The following is a 20468-nucleotide window of genomic DNA, read 5'->3' as shown; positions in this document are numbered from 1 at the left end:
AGAAGTGATTAATATAAGTCTTGGACTCTTATATTTAGAAATTAGGGAAAATTAATTTATGGATAGAAACAATACGCAAAGGAACAATTCACATGAAACCATGATCAAGGGGTCTGCGTGGATGACCTTTGGGTCGATCGTCTCACGTATTTTAGGGGCAATTTATATTATTCCATGGTATGCCTGGATGGGTAGCTATGGTAATTTAGCTAATGCGCTAACAGCTAAGAGCTATAACATCTATAGTTTATTTATAATTATCTCAACGGCAGGAATTCCGGGAGCAGTCGCTAAGCAAGTTGCTAAATATAATGCCTTAAATGAATATCGAGTCGGAAGGAAACTATTCCGACATGGATTATTTTTGATGACTATTTTTGGCATTGTTGCAGCAGCCTTTATGTATGTTGCCTCACCAATTCTCGCCGGAGGGGATTCACGTCAAATACCAATTCTACATAGTTTATCTTATGCTGTCTTGATTATTCCAATTTTGAGCATTATGAGAGGATATTTTCAAGGCTATGCGGACATGATGCCTAGTGCAATGTCACAGTTTGTGGAGCAGCTTGCTCGTGTAGCTTGGATGTTATTAACTGCTTACTTTATCATGCAAGTTCAACATGGTTCATATTTAAAGGCAGTTATTCAATCTAATCTTGCTGCCGCTGTTGGTGCTTTATTTGGAATTGGCTTGCTAATGTGGTTTCTATTTAAGCGGCGTGCAAGTTTGAATGGCTTGATTGAGAATTCAAATAATGCTATTGATGTTTCAACGGGCAGTCTTTTTAATGAGATTATTGCTCAATCAATTCCATTTATTATTATTGATTCTGGGATTACCTTCTTCCAATTAATCGATCAATATACTTTCCATCCCATGTTAGCAATGTTCGTTCATGCAAGCAGTGATCAAATTGAGAGCTGGTATGCTTTATTTGGTTTAAATGCTAATAAGTTGATTATGATTATCATCTCTGTTGCGACTGCTATGGCAGTGACTGCAATTCCACTTCTTTCAGCTGCACATGCGAGAAGAGATTATCGTGATATTGCTAACCAAATTGAAAATACCTTGGAATTATTTTTCTTTGTTATGATTCCCGCTTCGCTAGGAATGGCAGCAATAAGTAAGCCAATCTATACTATTTTTTATGGTTATGATCCATTAGGCTCAAGTGTGCTATATCTATCAGCTTTTACTGCAATTAGCTTAGGGTCTTTTACAGTGTTGATGGCGATTTTACAAGGTTTGTCAGAAAATGGCTTAGCTATTAAATACTTAGTTATCGGTTTAGTAATTAAGATGCTGGTTCAGCTGCCAATGATTAAGTTGTTTAAAGTATATGGACCGCTGATTGCAACTAATATCGGCTTAGCACTTACGATTTGGTTGTCATTAGAACACTTACAGATGAAGTACAACTACGATAGCAATAGAACGGCAAGAAGATTCGTCGGAATATCATGTTTCTCTATTATAATGTTCCTAATTGTAACAGGCGTAGTATACTTTGGTGGAATAATCTTTAGTCCTGAGAAGCGTTTTTCAGCGATGATTTTAGTTGCTTTGGGAGTTGGAGTTGGAAGTATCTTCTATATTTTAATCACCTTAAAAACATCATTGGCTCAAAAAGTTCTAGGTCATAAAATAGAGTCAATAGCGCTTAAATTACATATTAAAGTTTAAAAAATAAAAGTCTTTCGATCTAATTTAATACCAGTAATGGTATTAGAATTAAACGAAAGACTTTTTTGATTTCTCAACTGAGAAATGCCCCTGCCAAGGAATTCAAGTATAGCATATTTTGATTACAAATTTTTAAATTCACAAAAAATTATAGTAGAATTAAGTTGATTTAGGAGGATTTTATGAAAAAAGATACATATATGAATTTATTAGGTTTTCGTGATCTTTGCTACAATGATTTTAATTTTGAAGTAAATGTCAAAAATCCCTTTCTAGGACTAGATTCTTACCAAAAAATTGAAAAAATTCTCTCAGATGTTCAAAAAGAAGATAGTCAGCTACTAACTGAATTTGAAGCTGGTAATGATATTTATCAAGATTATGCACCAGAATTTTTAAGTAATACAACTAAGCATGAGATTAAGCGTGACATTGAGGTTGCTAGAGAATTCTTAGACAACTATTCTGGCGATGCAGCTAAGAAAAAAGAAAAGTATCAAGAATTTTTAGAAGATAATTCATTAAGCTACTCCTTCGGTCCTGATAGTAAGTTGACCAAAGTTGAACAAGCTATCAATAATATTGATACTAATGAGGTCATTGTTTGGCAAAGAAGTGATAAGGAATATATTCTATTGTCACATACTGTACAGAGTTTAAAAAAGATAAAAAGCCAAATAATTGAAGTGGGTAAGATAGAAGATAAGCAATTGCGTCATTCATTAGAGAGATTATTTAACAATTTGAATAATTTTTTAAAGCCGTTTAGTGAAAATAATTTGGGTAAATATGAAGACAATATTTCTCAAGAATTACGCGATCAACTAATGCACTTTGCTCTAGATGTTCAAAATGATAGTCGTGAAATAGCTGCTAATAAGGTAGCTAAATTTGCTTTAGACATTGCTGAAAAAGCAAACAATAATTAAAAAGAGCATCCTTCAAGGGATGCTCTAACTATGTGCCCCAAGCAAGACTCGAACTTGTACTCACTTGCGTGAACAGCGACCTGAACGCTGCGCGTCTGCCAATTCCGCCATTGGGGCAACCTAGCTATTATTATACATAAAAATAGTTAAAATGGGAATAAGTAATTACATTAAGAAGGATTTTAAAATGGAAAAAATTAATGCAAAAATTCTGTCTGAGGTTATTAAACCTCGACCTAGTAATTCCTATAAAAGTAAGTTTGGTAGAATTTTATTAATTGGTGGTAATAAAAATTATGGTGGTGCCGTTATTATGGCAACGCAAGGAGCACTTAATAGTGGTGCTGGATTAATTTCTGTTGCAACAGATCCTTTTAATGCAACTGCACTTCATACTCGTAATCCTGAAGCAATGTTTATCGATTGGAATGATCAAGCTCAGCTGAGTCAAATGATACCAACTATGGATGTAGTGATTTGCGGAATGGGGTTAGGCAGTGATGAATTTGCTAAAAATATTTTACTTACTGTTAGAGATAACATTACTGAAAAACAAACTTTAGTTTTGGATGCTAGTGCTTTAGATTTAATTGGACTAGACTCCAATTTATTGCCAACGACGGCTAAGGCATTAATTTTTACCCCACATCAAATGGAATGGCAACGTCTAAGTAAAATAAAAATTACAGATCAAACTAATGCTAACAATGTTGGTGCTCTAAATAAATTAGTAATCAATAAAAATGCCTACTTAGTTCTTAAGTCTAATCAAACAAAGATATATGATCAGCATGGCCATATATTAATCAATCCCTTGGGTAATCCTGGAATGGCAACTGGCGGGATGGGGGATACTCTGGCTGGAATAATTGGGAGCTTTTGCGGGCAATTTGGATCTAATTTGAAAAGTATTAGCGCTGCTGTCTATTTGCATTCTTTAGCAGGAGATCAAATATATAAAGATAATTATTTAGTTCGCCCGACGGCTCTTAGTGCACTGTTACCGAAGTTAATGCAAAAATATTGTCAAAAAGGCTAATTCTGATTGGGAAATTTTGTTAAAATTGACGTGTTGTTAATATTTGAAAGGAATTTATTCAATGAGAATAACAAAATATAAGTGGCAAAAGTGTCTAATAGCGTTAATATTGCTTTTGTCCTCTCTAATATTGGGGATAAGTAATCATCAAGCAATGGCAGCTACAGTTTCTGACTATAATACCAATCAGGTGAATTTAGATGTTAAAGCTGCAATTGCAATTGATGCCAAGAATGGGCAAGTGCTTTATGCTAAAAATGCCAGTCAAAAGATGCCAATTGCTTCTATGTCGAAGTTGATTACAATTTACTTAACTTTACAGGCAATTAAGAATAATAAACTCTCTTGGAATCAAAAAGTTAAACCAACTAAGCAAATTGTCAAAGTCAGCCAAAATCCAGATTATTCAGGTGTTCCACTATATAGTGGGCATAGTTATACAATTAAGCAATTGTATCAATCAACCTTAATTCAATCTGCTAATGGTAGTGCAATGCTTTTAGCTCAGAGTGTTGCCGGCTCGCAGCAAAAATTCGTAAGTCAGATGAGAGCGCTAGTTAAGAATTGGGGGATTAAGGGCGCCAAACTCTATACGCCTGATGGCTTGCCTAATTACACACAAGGTAAGGATGCTTATACTAATGTAAGTAAAAATTCTGAAAATGAGCTCTCTGCTTCTGATATGGCAGTTATAGTCGATAAGTTATTAACCGACTTTCCTGAAGTTACTAAGACTACTAAAATAGCTCATATGAACTTTAATGATCATGGTAAGATAACTAAGATGGATAATTGGAATTGGATGCTTAAGGGATTATCTCAATATGATCCTAATTATCCTTTAGATGGTCTTAAAACTGGTACTACTGATGCAGCAGGAGCATGCTTTACTGGTACAATGGTTAAGAATGGCCGTCGCATTATTACTGTTGTCATGGGCGCTAAGCATAAGGATGGTACCGATCCGTCAAGATTTACACAAACTAAGAAGTTATTAAATTATGTCTTTTCTAACTATCAGCTTTATATCATGAAGAAGAATCAAGCAATTGACGGTGCTAAGACTGTTTCTGTCCCTGATGGCAAGAGTGAGACTGCTAATTTAGTCATGCAAAAGGACACTGGCATCTGGATTCAAAATGGTAAGAGCATTAGTGCTAAGTTCTCTGAAAAACAACTAGCAGCTCCAATAAAAGCTGGACAAAAGATTGGTAATTTTGAAATTAGAAGTATTCCATCTATTAAGTCTGATAAAGGCGTAGAATTGCCAGCTACAGTAAAAAATGATGTAGCTAAGGCGAATATTTTTGTTAGAATATGGCGAGCAATTTTTCATTAGCTTATGCAATAAAGGATTAAGTATTAAAGCTTAATTCTTTTTTTATTGAGAAATTTGAAGAACTCACATATAATAAGCTTGTATAAGATCTTAAATATAAAAAGAAGAGAACGTCATTGAAATCTACAAAAAGTAAATTATTGACTGCTGTGGCAGTTGTGGCAATTATCTGTGCTGGAGTTGTATTCTTTCCTAAAATAAATATTTCCGACAGTGCAGCTAAAACTACTAAGGTCGCAACAATTACTAAAAAAGTAAAAGAAAAAAAGAAAACTCCTAAAAAAGTAACTGATAAAAATCAAAAATACCTTCCTTATGAAGATCCGCAGGACTTGTCTAAACCTGGCAGTTGGAAAGTAAAAAGCGAAAGAAAAGCTCATCCTGAATTAAAAGCAGTTAAGAATTTATGGATTAGGGTTTCTTTAAAAGGCAATAGAACCTATGTAATGAGCGGAAAAAAGCCAGTCTATACGATGCTTTCAACTGGAGGTGTTTATAAAGATGGTAAGTCTGCAACACCAACTGGAACCTTTTATGTTGAAGCTGAACGTGGAGCAGAGTTCTTTAACCAGGGCTTAAATGAAGGCGCTAGATACTATGTGAGCTGGAAGGATCATGGAATTTATTTATTCCACTCAGTACCAACTAAGGCAGATAAGAAAATTAATGTTCAAGAAGCAGATAAATTAGGTAGGACACAGGGATCTCATGGTTGTGTACGCTTAAGCTTGCCAGATGCTAAATGGTTCTGTTATAACTTGCCAATGGGAACTAAGGTCGTAATTAAGGATGAGTAATTTTAGTTTGGCTAAAATGCTTAGACCTGATATAATCGTTATACAATATAGTCAAAAGTAGTAGTAATTTAATATTTTTCAGCGAGTTTGTGTTGGTGGAAGACAAGCAGTATTTTTTACGAAGGCGTGTTTGACTTAATACATTAAGATAGTCAATTAGAGCGGATACTATATATGTATCAATTAGAGTGGTACCGCGGGAATTCCCGTCTCTTTCTAGTTTTAAGCTAGAAGGAGACTTTTTATTTGCAAAAATGAGGTGTAAAGATGGATTTTAAACAAAAAGTAGTTGACTTAGTCAGTGAACAAGTTAGCTTACCTAAAGAAAAAGTCGCAATGTTAATTGAACGTCCTAAAAATGCTAAGATGGGGGATTACGCCTTTCCTGCATTTGCATTAGCTAAAATTGAACGTAAGAATCCTGCAATTATTGCACAAGAAATTGCAGAGAAGATTAGTGATGACAATTTTTCTAATATTCAAGCAGTAGGACCATATGTTAACTTTGCTATTAACCATGAAAAGTTAGTTAAGGCTACCTTGAATGATATTTTGAATAAAAAAGCCCACTATGGTGATCAAGAACTAGGTCACGGCAATGTACCAATTGATATGTCTAGCCCTAATATTGCTAAGCCAATGTCAATGGGACACTTACGTTCAACTGTAATTGGTAATTCTATTGCCAAAACTATGGAGAAGGTTGGCTATACGCCAATTAAAATTAATTATTTAGGTGATTATGGCACTCAATTCGGTAAATTGATTGCAGCTTATAAGCATTGGGGCAGTGAAGAAGAAGTAAAAAAAGATCCAATTATGAATCTTTTCCACTATTATGTTCGCTTCCATAAAGAAGCAGAAAAAAATCCTGCCCTAGAGGAAGAAGGACGCGCTTGGTTTAAGAAGCTTGAAGAAGGGGATCCAGAAGCAACTAAGCTTTGGCAATGGTTCAGAGAAGTATCACTGGCTGATTTTAACCGCATTTACAAAGAACTAGGAGTAGAATTCAACTCTTATAATGGTGAAGCATTCTTTAACGATAAGATGCAACCAGTTATTGATGAATTAAAAGATAAGGGTCTTTTGCATGAATCACAAGGTGCACAAGTAGTTGACATGGGCGAAGATGAGAATCCAGCTATCATTGTTAAATCAGATGGTACCTCAATTTACTTAACTCGTGATTTGGCAGCTGCTGAGTGGAGAATGAAGGAATATAACTTTGTTAAGATGCTCTATGTAGTTGGTAATGAACAAGCGCAACACTTCGTAGAGTTAAAAACAGTTCTCAAGAAGATGGGCTATGACTGGGCTGATGAAATTCATCATGTTCCATTTGGTCTAATTACTCAGGGCGGTAAGAAGTTATCTACTAGAAAGGGTAACGTAGTCTTCTTAGATCAAGTGCTAAAAGACGCTGTTAGCTTAGCTCAAAAGCAAATAGAAGAAAAGAATCCAAGTCTTGAAAATAAAGATCAAGTAGCTCATGATGTCGGTGTTGGAGCAGTTATCTTCCATGATTTGAAGAATGATCGTCTAGATAACTTTGACTTTGATTTAAAAGAAGTCGTACGCTTTGAAGGTGATACTGGTCCTTATGTTCAATATACTAATGCTCGTGCTCAGAGTATCTTGCGTAAGGCTAATAAGCCTATCTCAATGAATGATCTAGCTTTAGATGACGACTGGGCTTTTGCGGTAGCTAAGGATTTAGCGGACTTCCCAGAGATTGTAGCTAAAGCTTCAGAGAGGTTTGAACCATCAATTATTGCTAAGTATGCTCTAAATTTAAGTAAAAAGTTTAATAAGTACTATGCAAATGTACGTATCTTGGATGAAAATAGCCAATTAAATGCTCGTTTAGCCTTAGTACAAGCTACTTCAATAGTTTTAACTGAAGCATTACGCTTATTAGGTGTCAATGCACCTAAAGAAATGTAAAAGAAAATAAATTTTTCTAAGCAGAACTATGTTAACTTGTGAACAAATGCGTTACAATATGAATGTGTTAAAAATTTAGGAGGTATTTTTAATGGCTTATTTTGACAATGGTAACCAAATCTTTAAAGATGCTCGTAAGAACCACTATGCTGTAGGTGCTTACAACACTAACAACTTGGAATGGACTCGTGCAGAACTTCGTGCTGCAGAAGAAACTAGAACTCCATTATTGATTCAAGTTTCTACTGGTGCAGCTAAGTACATGGGTGGCTACAAGTTCGTTAAGGACATGGTTGCTGACCAAATGGATGCTATGAACATCTCAGTTCCAGTTATCTTAAACTTGGACCACGGTGATTTTGAATCTGCTAAAGAATGTATTAAGCTTGGCTACTCATCAGTTATGTTTGATGGTCACGCACTTCCAACTGAAGAGAACTTAGCTAAGACTAAGGAAATCATTAAGTTAGCTCACGAACGTGGTATTTCAGTTGAAGCTGAAATTGGTAAGATCGGTGAAAACCAAGGCGGTGGTGAATTAGCATCTGTTGAAGACGCTAAGGCATTCGTTGCTGCAGGTGTTGATAAGCTTGCTTGTGGTATTGGTAACATCCACGGTGTTTACCCAGATGACTGGAAGGGTCTTAACTTTGATCGTTTAAAAGAAATTGCTGAAGCTGTTCCAGAAACTCCACTTGTTCTTCACGGTGGTTCTGGTATTCCTCAAGACCAAATCGAAAAGGCTATTTCACTTGGTATTGCTAAGATTAACATTAACACTGAATTCCAATTAGCATTCCAAGATGCTACTCGTAAGTACATCGAAGCAGGTAAGGACCAAGATAAGGGTAACAAGGGTTACGACCCACGTAAGTTATTATTACCTGGTACTGAAGCTATTACTGATAAGATGAAGGAAATGATCTCATGGATGGGTACTAAGACCATTGATGATGAACTTAAGGATGCTTCATTTGACCGTTCTTCATTAAACGAAGAATAATTTAAGCTTATTTAAAAATTGGCTATTACAAGGACTCTAGGATTTTCTAGGGTCTTTTTTTGTGCTTAAATTAATAATAAAAATGGAGAACAATTATGACTAAAGTAAATGGACTGACTCTTGAACAAGTGAATCAAAGAGTTAAACAAGGAAAGATAAATAAAACGGTTGATAATCAATTCAAGTCTGATTGGCAAATTGTTAAGGAAAATCTATTTACCTATTTCAATTTAATTTTTTTGATTTTGGCTGTGTTATTGATTATTGTCAAAGCATATCGTGATCTTACTTTTTTACCGGTGATAATCTTGAATACTATTATTGGTATTATTCAAGAAATTAGAGCCAAGCGTATATTATCAAAATTAAATGTGCTCGACAGCACCGAAATTACCGTGATGCGTGATAGTCATGAAATGAAGATCCCAATCGAAGATTTAGTAGTAGACGACATAATCTTATTAAATACTGGTGATCAAATTCCTGCAGATGGTTATGTAGTATCTGGACATATTAGAGTGAATGAATCACTACTTACAGGTGAGTCTGATGAGATTCTTAAAGAACAAAATGCCAATTTGCTTTCAGGTTCTTTCGTAGTATCTGGTAAAGCGTATATGAAGTTAGAGCAGGTAGGTGCAGAGTCCTATATTTCAAAGCTAACCTTGGAAGCTAAAAAGATGGGCAGTAGTGAACAATCTGAGATGGTTCGCAATATCAATACTATTGTTAAATGGGCAGGGATTATCATTATTCCAATGGGATTGGCTTTATTTTGTCAAAGTTACTTTCTTAACCATGCTTCAATCCAGCAAAGTGTAGTTTCAATGGAGGCTGCTGTGATTGGGATGATTCCAGAAGGTTTGTATTTATTAACTACTCTTGCCCTTGCTCTGTCTGCTGCTAGATTAGCTAAAAGAAAAGTAATACTTCATGATATGAAAAGCGTTGAAACCTTAGCCAGAGTCAATGTCTTATGTGTTGATAAGACAGGGACAATTACAGAGCCCAAGATGTCAGTCACTGACTTCATTAGCAAAGATTATCTCAATCAAGATAAATTTGAGTTAAAAGTGGGGAACTTCGTTCGTAATATGCCTGCTGAAAATGCCACCATGAAGGCAATTCGTGCACATTTTTCTAAAAATGAAGGCATTAAAGCAATGTCAGTTGTTCCTTTCACTTCAGTTAATAAGTATTCGGCTGTGGTCTTTTCAGATGAAACTATAATCATTGGAGCGCCAGAAATGGTCTTAAGGAGTGATTTTTCTAAATATGAAAACGAGATTGAACAATATACTTCAAGTGGCTATCGAGTCCTAGCAGTAGCCTCATCGTTAGAGAAAATTAGCGAAAGTAATTCCCAATTAACTCAGCCAGTAATTTTATTAGGTTATTTATTATTATCAAATCCAATTCGAAAAGAAGCTAAGGCAACTTTTGAATATTTTGCCAAACAAGGTGTAGCAATTAAGGTTATTTCTGGTGATAACCCTCTAACAGTCTCCCGTGTTGCTAGCCAAGCTGGTATAAAAAATAGTGAACAATATATTGATGCCCAGACGATTAAAGATGATGGATATGAAACAGCAGTCAAAAGTTATACCGTCTTTGGTCGGGTCAAGCCCGAGCAGAAGCGTAAGCTAGTGCTTGCCTTACAAAATATTGGTAATACTGTGGCAATGACTGGAGATGGGGTTAATGATATTTTAGCTATGAAAAAAGCCGATTGCAGCATTGCAATGGCTTCGGGAAATTCAGCGGCTGTACAGGCTTCTCAGGTGGTATTACTTGATTCTAACTTTGCTAAAATGCCTGATGTGGTTAATGAGGGCCGTCAAGTAGTTAATAATATTCAACGTTCAGCCAGCTTATTCTTAGTAAAAAATGTCTTTTCATTACTAATGGCAATATTTGCACTGGTAATGACAATTAACTATCCCTTGCAACCAACACAGCTAGCTTTAATATCAGGCTTTACTATTGGAATCCCGTCATTTTTATTAGCTTTAGAAAGCAACCATACTCGTATTCGGGGTAATTTTATTGCTAATATTTTAGCGCGGTCAATACCTGGTGGACTAGTAGATATGCTTACGGTTAGCGTTGTAGTAGTAGCTGGTAATTATATTAAGATGGCGCATAGTCAAGTTAGCACTATAGCGACTATTTTGTTGATTGCAGTGGGGATGCTAGTGATGTACCGTATTTCTCGTCCTTTAAATAAGTTTAGATTAGCTGTTATGATTTGCTCGCTTTTAGGAGTAATTTTAGCGGTTATATTCTTGCCGAGATTATTTGCTATGGAGATGATTACTGCTAAAACAATCTTTGTCTTAGTGGCCTTATTCTGTGTAGCGATTACGGTATTTAGGTGGCTATCGCAGATTATGGAAGGAGTATGCGAGGTATTGATTCTTTATGATCAAAAAGGAAAATCCATTACCCTCAAAGAAGTAATTCAAGCATATCAGAAAGCTAGAATTACTAAAGCTTAACAGTTACTTGATTAAATGAAAATGGATCTTGAAAGGTCAAGCGATAAGCTGTAAGAAGTAATTTTTGACCATTTTTAAAATTAGGATTATAAAGAGGATCGCCAATAATTGGACAAGCAATGCTGCTAAGATGAACCCGAATTTGATGGGTACGACCGGTTTCGAGCTTAATTGCTAAAGTTGCTAGGTTAGCCTTTTTAGAAATTAATTGATAATGAGTGACTGCCTTTAAGCCATCAGGGCGAACTATCCTCTTTCTTTGATCATTAGGGTCTTGACCAATTGGCATAGAGATTGTTCCTTTATTACTAGTTAAGTTAGTTGCATCGACTGTGGCAATATACTCACGATTGAGTGTCTTATTGGTTAGTTGACGATTTAAGATTGGGACAACTGCTGGGTTCTTGGCAACTAATAATAGACCATTAGTAAGCATGTCAAGTCGGTGTACGATATAAGGGCTCTTATTTAAGTATGTGGCACAATCATTAAGGGCAGTATTTGTTTCGTCTAAGTTAGGATGGGTCTTTTGACCGGCAGGCTTATTAATTACTAATAAGTTGTCATTTTCATAGATAATCTGAGGTAACTTGCCGCTAGGTTTATAGGTTTGTTGAAAGCTTTCAACGTGATTGAGATTAATTTGAATATGATCGTTGCCATGAATTAAAAAGTTAAGTGGTAAATATTTTCCATTAATTAAGATTTGTCTTTCACTACGCAAAAAATGACGCCATTTACGTGGAATTAGTAATTTACGCATTAACTGATCGACTGAAATCTCTGAATAATTATCGGGATATCTTAAAGTAAAACTATATTGTGACATTGTGATCTCTCTTATTTGAAACTAAAAATATTAATCATCTTGTTAGTTAGGCTATTATGTTAGAATAACTAACATAATGTTTATTGAAAAAGGAAGTTTAATGAATGCATCCCAAAAATCAAAATTTTAAGCAACAAGTATTTGCTGCTATCAAGAATTTTAATCATCGCTTTCAAATTTTGCGTTGGTTAATTTTGATTATTTTGAGTATGTTTTTATTTGTTTGTACTTATTATACCGTTAAGGTAAAAACTTCAAACATTGGTAATTTAAAAGCATCACTAGCTACCACTACCGTAATCTATGATAACAAAGGTCAAAAAGCTGGTACGCTCTATTCGCAAAAGGGAACTTTTGTTGAATTAAATAAAATTTCACCTTATATTCAAAAGGCAGTTATTTCAACAGAAGATAGGACTTTTTACCATAACCCTGGATTTAGTGTTAAGGGGATGGCGAGAGCTGCGATTATGGGGGTTATTCACCATGGAATTGTTGGTGGAGGTTCAACTTTGACCCAACAGTTAGCTAAGAATGCACTCTTGACGCAACAACAAACTTTTTCTAGAAAGTTAGAAGAACTATTTTTTGCTATTGAGATTAATCACGTTTATTCCAAAAAAGATATTCTTACGATGTATTTGAATAACGCTTATTTTGGTAATGGCGTTTGGGGAGTTCAAGATGCCTCCAAGCGTTACTTTGGTAAAGATGCTGCTGATGTTACTCTAGGCGAAGCGGCTACGCTGGCTGGTATGCTCAAGAATCCCAGCGCTTATAATCCTGCCGACCATTTAGAAAATGCAACCAATAGAAGAAATGTTGTCTTAGGCTTAATGGTCGATAACCATAAGATTAGCCAAGCTCAAGCCGATAATGCTAAGTCAACTCAACTAGTTCTTCGTAATACTTTCACTCAAAATGATGGCTATCGCTATCCATATTTCTTTGATACTGTGGTTAATGAAGCAATTGATCGTTATGGCATCAAAGAAGAAGACGTAATGAACAAGGGCTTAAAGATTTATACTACTCTAGATCAAAATTATCAAACTGCAATGCAGAATAGCTTTAATGAAGATTGGAACTTCCCAGCTAATAGTACAGATGGTACTAAGACACAAGGAGCTAGCGTAGCAATGGATCCTAAGACTGGTGCTATAACTGCTATTGTTGGTGGGCGTGGTGAGCATGTCTTTAGGGGTTACAATCGTGCAACCCAGATGAAGCGTCAACCAGGATCTACTATGAAGCCCCTAGCTGTGTATACTCCTGCACTGCAGAATGGTTATAATTATGATTCTGAACTTTCTAATAAATTGCAGAAGTTTGGCAAGAATGGCTATGAGCCGCACAATGTTGATAACCAATATTCTGACAAGATCAGTATGTATACTGCCTTAGCCCAGAGTAAGAATGTCCCAGCAGTATGGCTATTAGACAAGATCGGAGTTAATAAGGGTGTCCAATCAGTTGAGAACTTCGGTATCAAAGTATCTAAAAAAGACCATAACTTAGCCTTAGCTCTGGGCGGTCTTTCAACAGGGGTATCGCCGCTGCAAATGGCTCGTGCTTATTCTGCCTTCGCCAATGATGGTAATCTGCCTAACCAATCTTATTGCATTACTAAAATAACTGATGCCAGTGGTAAGGTAATTGCAGAGAATAATGATACTGGTAATCATCGAATTATTTCATCTGATACAGCTAAAGAAATGACTTCAATGATGCTTGGTGTCTTCACAAACGGGACAGCTACTACTGCTCAGCCTGCTGGCTATAGTGTGGCTGGTAAGACAGGATCAACGGAAGTGCCTGATAGTTATGGCTTTGGTACTAAGGATCAATGGATCGTTGGTTATACTCCTGATATTGTAGTAGCAACCTGGGTAGGGTTTGATAAGACTGATCGGCAGCATTTTATGCCGGGAATTTCTGAAACAGGTATTACTCATCTCTATAAGTCAGAGATGGAAGGCATCTTACCATATACCCCTAAGACCCAATTTAAGGTTAAGAGTGCGCAACAGATTTCTACTGAAACTGGTGCTAACTCCAACTGGCTTGATAATGTTCAAGAAAATATACAAAAAGGCTTCGGTAATGCCGGTAGCAAGCTTAATGAATGGTATAATAGTATTAAAGGTCTATTTGACCACTAATCTATGTAAATACGAGGAGAATATTTATGGTAAATATTTATGACACCGCTAACCAATTAGCTAACGACTTGAAGCAAATTGATCAATATAAGGCTCTTGAGGCTTCGATTGCAAGTATGAAGCAAGATTCCGCTAGCATGGATCTTTACCATCGTATGGATGAATTACAAGGCAAGATTATGTCTGCTCAACAAAGTGGACAACCTCTTTCTGAAGAACTAAAAAAAGAATATCAGCAAATCAACGAGGAAGTTGAAGCTAATGAATATTTGAAAGATATGATTACCAAGGAACAAGCAGTCTTTCAAGTAATCAATGAAGTTCAACAAGCCTTCACTAAGCCATTGACAGATTTATATGATAATTTAAAGTTGGAAGATAAGTAATTATGAAATTTATCCATCTTTCTGATGCACATTTAGATAGTCCTTTTTTGGGGCTATCTTTTTTGCCATCTAAGCAATTTGAACAAATCAAACAGACTACTGAGATCTCTTTTAAGAGAAGCGTTGATTACGCAATTGATGAACAGGTAGACTTATTTTTAATTGCAGGGGATACTTTTGATTCCATTCATCCTAGTCCCAAGAGCCAAGTATTCTTGGTCCAGCAGCTTAGGAGATTAGTAGATCATGAAATCCAAGTAGTAATGATTTTGGGTAATCATGATTATCTGAATCCAGAGGAAATGCTTTTGGTAAACAGTACCTATTTCAAGTTATTGGGTCAAGATCAGAAGATTGAATCTGCCAATTTTAAAACTAAATCTAACTTCGAATATGTGGTGCATGGGTTCTCTTATCGTGAAAATCACATTGAACAAGATATGGCAGCCCAATTCCCAATAAAAGTAACAGGAAAGTACAATATAGGTCTAATGCATGCCGGAGAGAAGATGCAAAAAGGCCATAATGTTTATGCACCTTTTACTTTAAGTGAATTAAAGAACCTTAACTATGATTATTTTGCCCTTGGGCATATCCATCACCGGCAAGTCTTAAGTGAGCATCCTTTGATTGCTTATAGTGGTAATCTTCAAGGCCGCCACATTAATGAACAGGGTGCTAAGGGATTTGATTTGATTGAAGTCAATGAAAAAACTAAGCAAGCGCAGATTAGTTTTATAGCAACTGCACCAATTGAATGGCATGAAGCTAAGTTCAATCTGCAGCAAGAATTGGCACTTAGTGATTTAATTGAGCAGATTGCTGCTAAACTAAATGCTGAAATGCAAAAGCGTAGCCTTTGGGGAATTAATATCTATGGTAGTGATTTTTTGACTGAGAAAGAAGCCGACTTCTTACAGGAAAGTGAGGCTTTGGAAGAAATTTCGCGTAAATTGAATAATAATTCCTTATTAGTGCGCATTAAGTTACACGCAGATGAGAATTTATCTCTCAATAAAAGCGATCAAGCAGCCTTTAACCAGGCTCAAAAACAGGTATTAAATAAGTCAGAGATATTAACTTTGGGGCAAAGCTTAGCCAAAAAAGATGATTGGCTTGCTGATATGATGCAAGATGATAACTTTGTCGAAGAGGTAAAAAGCTTGACTCAAGTCAAATTAGGACAAAAATTAAAGGAATTAAATGATGAAATTAACTAAGATTGATATTATTCATTTTGGTAAGTTGAATAATGTTAGTTTTAACTTGAAGGATAGTCTGACGGTTTTTCAAGGAGCTAATGAAGCAGGGAAGAGTACTACAGTAGCCTTTATTAAGCAGGTAATGTTTGGCTTTTATTTACGTAATAATAAGACAGCACCATACTTTGAAGATTATAATCCCCTTGCAAGGGTTAGTCCGATGGGCGGAAGTTTAACTTTTGAAGATGGAACTGATGAATATATTTTAAAGCGTCTATATGTCAAAGGTGATTCCAAAAAAGGTGTCTTAACCGTTAGCTTGAATGGCCAGCAAGTTCCAGAAGAAGTATTTTTTGAAAAGATTCAAAATATCGGACCTAAGTTTTATGTTGATAGCTTCATCTTCAATCAAGACACCCTGCGTGAAATTACTAGTTTAAGTCAAGAGCAGTTAATGGAGAGGATCTATTTCTTAGGAGCTGCTGAAAGCAGTAAGCTGCTGGACTTGCGGGATGACTTCGATAAGCAAGCTAGCGAGCTCTTTAAAAAGACTGGTCGCAATCCTGAAATAAATAAATTACTAAAGGAAATTGATAAGCAAACAGATAAAGTTAGTGCTGCTAGTCAAGAATTTGAACAATACCACCAATTAGACCAGCAAAGACAAAATTTGGAAGTGCAAAAGCAAGCAGTAAAAAATTCCCTAGCGCAAGTGGAAGAGCAAGTTCAAAAGATGAACACTCTAAAGCAGCAGATAACTAATTATCGTGATTACCAAAACCTAAAAAAGCAATTAAGGCAAATAGCCTTTTCACAAGTAGACTTTGATAAGGCGCAGACATTAGAATTAGAGTTAAAGAACTTAAATGTATCCTTGCAAAAGTTAATCCAGCAATTCGATCAAATTACAGTAACTTTAGGTGACCAAGATTTAAGTTTACAAGATATAGTTAATCAAAAAGCCCAAGTCTTGCAGTGGGAAGCAGAATTAAAGCAGATAAGTCAAAAGACTACGGCCTTACAAAATGAATTGGATCAATTACAAGCTTATCAACCTGAGGCATTTAAACTGCTAGTAATGTCTGAAACTCAGCTCCAAGAATTAAAAGATGATTATCAAAAAGCAAAAAAGCAAGCCAGAGAACAAGCAACTAATAAAATGCAGAATTTAAATGTTATTGGCATTATATTGATTATCTTAGGCTTGTTATTAAGTTGGCTTGTTAACCCAATAAGTATCTTACTTAGTGCAATAGGAGCAGGGATGCTGGGGTTAAATTGGTATAATTTGCATAAGCAAAATGATGAAGTACAAGCTTTTAAAGAAAAGTATCAATTAAGCCTAGATAACTTTGACTATAATGAGGCTATTAACCAGATGATTCATATACAAAGTAAGCAGCAAGAATTAGCTAATAATCAAAGCAGTCAAAACAGTCTAGAAAGTAATTTGCAAGAAGTTGCTCAAAAGTTGCTTAATGCAGGATATAGTGTTGATTCAGTTAGTCAAATAGTTCCAATTCTTGGTCAAGTTCAAAATAAAATTGATAACTTTAACCAAGCCAAGCAACATTTACAAGATATAAAACTGCAGCAAAATCAGCTTAAAGATGAAATTAATACTGATCAGGTCAAGTTAAATAAAATTTATGTTAAAAATAAAGTTGCTAACTTGGAAGAATTTAGAGAACTTTATAATCGAGTAAAGGAACAAGAAAAGTTACAAATACATGTGGCTACTCTGCAAAATAGCCTAAAAGATGACTTAGAACAATTAAAGCAATTGGCTCCTAATGAAGCTAATTTTATGCAGAAGCAAAAACAAGTTAATAATGAATTAGCTAATAAGCAAGCTGATTTGAACAATTTGCAAGAACAAATAGCACGACTCAAGGCTGAAATGGCTCAACTTGCTGATTCAAGTTTAGTCTTTGATGAAAAACAAGCCCTAGCTAATTTAAAGTCACAGCTGCGTGAAAGAAGTATCCAGTATCTAGCTAACTTAACTGCTGCTCGCTGGATTGCAGTAAGCTTAGACTTAGCTTCAAATGGTCGCTTTCCCAAGATGATTAAGAGCGCTAAGGAATACTTTAAGCTGCTTACAGGCGGAAGGTATCTTGATCTAGAAGTTGATGAAAAGATTAAGGTCATTACTAAAACTAAAAGAAAATACGATATTCAATATTTATCACGAGGGACTAGCGAGCAACTTTACTTTGCCTTGAAATTGGCCTTTGTTGAACAAGTGGCAGATAAGATCAGTTTGCCGATTCTGATTGACGATGCGTTTGTTAACTTTGACAATCAGAGGACCAAGTATATTGTGCAATTATTGAAGGGTTTAAGTAGTAAAGTGCAGGTTATTATTTTTACACAAAGAGAAGAATTGGCTGAGTCGTTAGGTAATGAGGCATTACGATTAACAGAGAAAGGGGAAGCAAAATGATAAATAAAAAGCTCCTTGATTATAACGACGGCGAAGAAATGGATATTGTCGTTATGTTGAAAGATGCACAATTGCGACCAAGCAGAAATGGTAAGCAATATTTAATGTTGTATTTCTCTGATAGTAGTGGTGTAATACGTGGTAATTACTGGAATGCTAGCGCAAGCGATGCGGAATTATTTAAGGTTGGAAGCTTAGTTGAGGTGAATGGAAGGCGCGAGGAGTATCAAGACCATCCGCAGATTAGAATTTATAGTATGCGGTTAGTCGGACCTGAGGAAGGATATGATATGAGTGAGTTTGTAAATTCTGCCCCGATTCCCGTATCTGATTTAAAGAATGAAATTAATCAGAAGGTAGATCAGATAGCTAATCCTAACTGGAAGAGAGTTGTTAAATATTTATTGCATAAGTTTGAAAGACAGTTCTTTTCCTTTCCAGCTGGCAAGTCAAACCACCATGCAGTAAAAAACGGCCTAGCCTTTCATACTGCAACTATGTTGAAAGATGCGGAAGCTATTGCTAACAATTATCCTCAAGTTAATCGTGAGCTTCTTTATGCGGGATGCATCTTGCATGACATGGGTAAGGTATATGAAATGACAGGGCCGGTAGCAACTAAGTATACTGCAGAAGGTAACTTAATTGGCCATTTAGTATTGATAGATGAAGAAATTGTCTTGGCGGCTGACGAATTGAATATTGATGCCCATAGTGAGGATATATTGCTTTTGCGACATATGGTAATTTCTCATCATGGCTTGCCAGAATATGGCGCAGCTAGAAGACCTGCAACCTTAGAAGCTGAATTATTGCATAAGATTGATGACTTAGATGCGACTGTTTATGCGATTACTAATGCCTTGCAACATACTGTGCCAGGAGAGTTTTCAGAGATGGTCCGCTCAAAGGATAATCGGCGCTTTTATCGTCCTAAGCATGATAATAATTTAGATAATTTTAAAAAATTAGAATAAAGATATTCAACAGGAAGCTTGGCTTCCTGTTTTTAATTGGAATATATCTATGTACTTTTTGTATAAGACATTTGGCTTTTTAGTGATTGCTGGCGATATTTAATTGGAGAAGTGCCCATAAATTTTTGAAAGCAGCGTTCGAAGTGATTAGGTGAATTATAACCAACTTCTTGACTAATAATTGCAATACTCTTGTCTGAGAATTCTAATAGGCGACGACTATTTTGAATCCGATAATAATTTCGAAGATAGTTAAAAGAGTGACCGGTATTTTGTTTAATTAGTTTACCTAGATAAGCTTTGTCATAGCCATAATTTTTAGATAAAAAATCAAGATTAACTGAATTGGATTGAAATTTAATTAGATTAATAATGGCAGCGATTTTATTAGGTAGAAAATTATTTTTAGGATGATTATATGTTGAATTACTCAAATCGCGAAGAATATACGACAATAGTATAGAAATATAGTTGCAACAAATTTCGTTTGCATAGGGGCTATCAGAATAGGATTCATCTACAATGCGCTGTAGTGTCCTAATTAATAACTCATCAGTTTGGATGTGAAATAAAAGAAAGTTATAACTCGAAGAGTAGAGATTATTACTAAAAAACTTAGACAACAGGTTATCGTTTTTCAATAGGCTAAAGAAGTTATTATCGAAGGTGCTCTTTTTAATTGCAATACAGATGACCTGACTATCATCAATAATTTCAATTTTATGGTGGGCTAGTGGACTGATAATAACTAAAGAATTTTCTTTAATTATTTGGGTTTCATTTTGACAAGTGAATTTCATCTGACCTTTTAAAACAATATTTATTTCAAAGTAATCATGATAATGCATGTTAGTTTTTTCATGATGAAATTGAAGCATTATTCGGGCATCTTTTTTATTAAACATAAAGTAATTCTCAGATACATTTTTGTCTAATTGGGATGGTTTGGTAACCATAGGTAACATATCTAGTTTTAAGTCTAACAAGGAATTTATTAATTGATCTTGTAGATTATTAGAAGAAGGTAATTGTTTATTTTTTAAATTGTGAAACTGTCGCTGCTGATATAGCCCAAAGACTGCATCATATAGAGATGCGGTTTTTTTTGTTTTTTCATAATAGTTATTTAGATACTGCTGAATATCGCGGCAGGAGACATAAGATTGCATTATTTCATTACCTCAAAATCACTAATTTTGTTAGAAAATAGCTTATTAACATCATCTT

The 20468-nt window shown here is 35.3% G+C and carries 15 protein-coding genes and 1 tRNA gene; 13 read left to right on the top strand and 3 right to left on the bottom strand.

Annotation, left to right across the window (positions count from 1 at the left end):
* Window positions 1-58 precede the first annotated feature (58 nt).
* Both J2Z60_RS07180 and J2Z60_RS07175 read left to right on the top strand, forming a co-directional pair.
* Window positions 59-1690 (top strand): putative polysaccharide biosynthesis protein, encoded by a 1632-nt coding sequence (locus tag J2Z60_RS07180; RefSeq protein ID WP_209687011.1) that lies wholly within the window; start codon window positions 59-61, stop codon window positions 1688-1690.
* 182 nt (window positions 1691-1872) lie between these two features.
* Window positions 1873-2619 (top strand): hypothetical protein, encoded by a 747-nt coding sequence (locus tag J2Z60_RS07175; protein WP_209687010.1) that lies wholly within the window; start codon window positions 1873-1875, stop codon window positions 2617-2619.
* A gap of 33 nt (window positions 2620-2652) precedes the next feature.
* Here J2Z60_RS07175 and J2Z60_RS07170 read toward each other — a convergent pair.
* A tRNA-Leu gene (locus tag J2Z60_RS07170) sits at window positions 2653-2736 on the bottom strand.
* A 70-nt stretch (window positions 2737-2806) separates the two neighbouring features.
* On the opposite strand from J2Z60_RS07170, the gene J2Z60_RS07165 reads away from it, so the two are divergent.
* From J2Z60_RS07165 to J2Z60_RS07140, 6 genes are all read left to right on the top strand, one after another.
* Window positions 2807-3658, top strand: a complete 852-nt coding sequence (locus J2Z60_RS07165) for an NAD(P)H-hydrate dehydratase (protein WP_209687009.1) — start codon at window positions 2807-2809, stop codon at window positions 3656-3658.
* 61 nt (window positions 3659-3719) lie between these two features.
* A complete protein-coding gene (locus tag J2Z60_RS07160; RefSeq protein WP_209687008.1) occupies window positions 3720-4997 on the top strand; it encodes a D-alanyl-D-alanine carboxypeptidase family protein in 1278 nt (425 codons plus the stop codon).
* A 116-nt stretch (window positions 4998-5113) separates the two neighbouring features.
* Entirely contained in the window at window positions 5114-5794 is a 681-nt protein-coding gene (locus tag J2Z60_RS07155) for a L,D-transpeptidase (protein WP_245328749.1), read from the top strand.
* 267 nt (window positions 5795-6061) lie between these two features.
* A complete protein-coding gene (gene argS, locus J2Z60_RS07150; RefSeq protein WP_209687007.1) occupies window positions 6062-7738 on the top strand; it encodes an arginine--tRNA ligase in 1677 nt (558 codons plus the stop codon).
* A gap of 91 nt (window positions 7739-7829) precedes the next feature.
* The gene (locus tag J2Z60_RS07145; RefSeq protein ID WP_209687006.1) at window positions 7830-8741 is read left to right on the top strand and encodes a class II fructose-bisphosphate aldolase; all 912 of its coding nucleotides are present in this window, start codon (window positions 7830-7832) and stop codon (window positions 8739-8741) included.
* A gap of 95 nt (window positions 8742-8836) precedes the next feature.
* A complete protein-coding gene (locus J2Z60_RS07140) occupies window positions 8837-11239 on the top strand; it encodes an HAD-IC family P-type ATPase (protein ID WP_209687005.1) in 2403 nt (800 codons plus the stop codon).
* Here J2Z60_RS07140 and J2Z60_RS07135 read toward each other — a convergent pair.
* Complete coding sequence (locus J2Z60_RS07135; protein WP_209687004.1) at window positions 11229-12068, bottom strand: RluA family pseudouridine synthase; 840 nt, start codon at window positions 12066-12068, stop codon at window positions 11229-11231. The genes J2Z60_RS07140 and J2Z60_RS07135 overlap by 11 nt on opposite strands.
* 104 nt (window positions 12069-12172) lie before the next feature.
* Between J2Z60_RS07135 and J2Z60_RS07130 the strand changes: the two genes are divergently transcribed.
* From J2Z60_RS07130 to J2Z60_RS07110, 5 genes are read left to right on the top strand one after another with little or no spacing between them, the layout of a single operon-like run.
* A complete protein-coding gene (locus tag J2Z60_RS07130) occupies window positions 12173-14230 on the top strand; it encodes a PBP1A family penicillin-binding protein (protein ID WP_209687003.1) in 2058 nt (685 codons plus the stop codon).
* Window positions 14231-14256: 26 nt separating this feature from the next.
* Window positions 14257-14616: a YlbF family regulator gene (locus J2Z60_RS07125; protein ID WP_209687002.1), complete on the top strand. Its 360-nt coding sequence runs from the start codon at window positions 14257-14259 to the stop codon at window positions 14614-14616.
* Between the two features lie 2 nt (window positions 14617-14618).
* On the top strand, window positions 14619-15836 hold the full coding sequence (locus J2Z60_RS07120; RefSeq protein WP_209687001.1) for a metallophosphoesterase family protein: 1218 nt from the start codon (window positions 14619-14621) through the stop codon (window positions 15834-15836).
* Window positions 15820-18264 carry an ATP-binding protein gene (locus tag J2Z60_RS07115; RefSeq protein ID WP_209687000.1) on the top strand — a complete coding sequence of 815 codons (2445 nt, stop codon included), beginning with the start codon at window positions 15820-15822 and terminating at the stop codon, window positions 18262-18264. The genes J2Z60_RS07120 and J2Z60_RS07115 overlap by 17 nt, the downstream gene beginning before the upstream one ends.
* Window positions 18264-19241 (top strand): 3'-5' exoribonuclease YhaM family protein, encoded by a 978-nt coding sequence (locus J2Z60_RS07110; RefSeq protein WP_209687023.1) that lies wholly within the window; start codon window positions 18264-18266, stop codon window positions 19239-19241. Before J2Z60_RS07115 ends, J2Z60_RS07110 begins: the two co-directional genes overlap by 1 nt.
* A gap of 47 nt (window positions 19242-19288) precedes the next feature.
* Here the strand turns inward: J2Z60_RS07110 and J2Z60_RS07105 are convergent, their stop codons facing one another.
* Complete coding sequence (locus J2Z60_RS07105) at window positions 19289-20410, bottom strand: helix-turn-helix domain-containing protein (RefSeq protein WP_209686999.1); 1122 nt, start codon at window positions 20408-20410, stop codon at window positions 19289-19291.
* Window positions 20411-20468: the final 58 nt, after the last annotated feature.

Origin of the sequence: Lactobacillus colini (genome assembly GCF_017874575.1) — a bacterium.
Taxonomy (GTDB): Bacteria; Bacillota; Bacilli; order Lactobacillales; family Lactobacillaceae; genus Lactobacillus; species Lactobacillus colini.
The sequence above is the reverse complement of the archived record's forward strand: the minus strand, read 5'-3'. Positions and strand labels throughout refer to the sequence as shown.